We start from the raw sequence: 1082 nt of genomic DNA, 5'->3' as shown, positions 1-1082 counted from the left end.
CCAAAGGGGGAGCGACCAAACGGCAGCTTCACTCAATGGAGTGTTACGCCGTTCGGGTTCGGAAGAAATTTTGCAGGGTTCGAAAAACGGTTGTGTGCTTATTCGAAAAAAAGTTTATGGTGTGGGCGCTCGTCGGGACGGGTGGTCCCGCCCCTTGCCGCTGGGCGCTCCCCGACCGATGATTTTTTAAGTAGTTGATTATATGCCGTTTTTAGGGTATAATAAGAACTTAAGAAATAGAATAAGTTAAGTAGTTGATACTCAATATAGGGTATTTTCCATATTGGAAAATCTGATTTTCCATATTAGAAAGTCACTCTTTCCTATTAGATGTTAAAAAGGAAAATATATTTTGCTTTTTTATTGTATTAATGGAAATTTAAATATTCCTTTGTGGAAAATCAAATTATACTTTTTCACCGATATATAGAAAGTCAAATTTGCCTAAATAGAATGTTTATGGAAAATAAGAAAGTACTCAAATTAACCGATTTTCAAAAAAACGAAGAAAACCCCTTTATGAAACAAGCAATTGAAGGGATTGAAAATCACGTTGTTAAGAAATACAAAAGTAGTACGGGAAGTGATAAAAAAGCTGTAGTTGCTGTTGCTGATACAGATACAGGAGAAGTATTCAAAACCTCGTTTATCCGACAAATAGAAGTAGATGAAGAGCAATTTGCAAAACTATACCTTGCGAATTTTGCCGCTTTTTTCAATCTATCACAATCAGCTATTCGGGTTTTCGGGTATATTCTAACTTGCATGAAGCCTAAGAATGATATGATAATTTTCGATAGGCGAAAATGCTTAGAATACACCCAATACAAATCAGACAAAGCCATATACAAAGGATTGGCAGAGCTCGTACAAAGTGAAATCATAGCAAGAGGTCCAAACGAATATAATTGGTTCATTAATCCGTTGATTGTCTTTAATGGGGATAGGGTTTCATTTACAAAAACATACGTTCGGAAAAAGACTTTAGCTGCCCAAAAGAAAGAAGAAGCAGAGAAACGACAGTTATCACTTGGTTTTGATGAACTGTAACACTCCATTGAGTGAAGCTGCCGTTTGGTCGC

General features: G+C 36.5%; 2 protein-coding genes. Both read left to right on the top strand.

Annotated features, from left to right (window positions below):
* A partial coding sequence (locus DXB58_RS28310; protein ID WP_220396346.1) for a hypothetical protein occupies window positions 1-190 on the top strand: 190 nt, incomplete at its 5' end.
* Between the two features lie 269 nt (window positions 191-459).
* On the top strand, window positions 460-1050 hold the full coding sequence (locus DXB58_RS27505; RefSeq protein ID WP_008670455.1) for a hypothetical protein: 591 nt from the start codon (window positions 460-462) through the stop codon (window positions 1048-1050).
* The last annotated feature ends 32 nt before the right edge of the window (window positions 1051-1082 follow it).

The sequence above is a fragment of the Bacteroides sp. OM05-10AA genome (assembly GCF_003439055.1).
Lineage (GTDB): Bacteria > Bacteroidota > Bacteroidia > Bacteroidales > Bacteroidaceae > Bacteroides > Bacteroides intestinigallinarum.
Note: the sequence above shows the minus strand (reverse complement) of the source record. Positions and strands in the feature narration are given on the sequence as shown.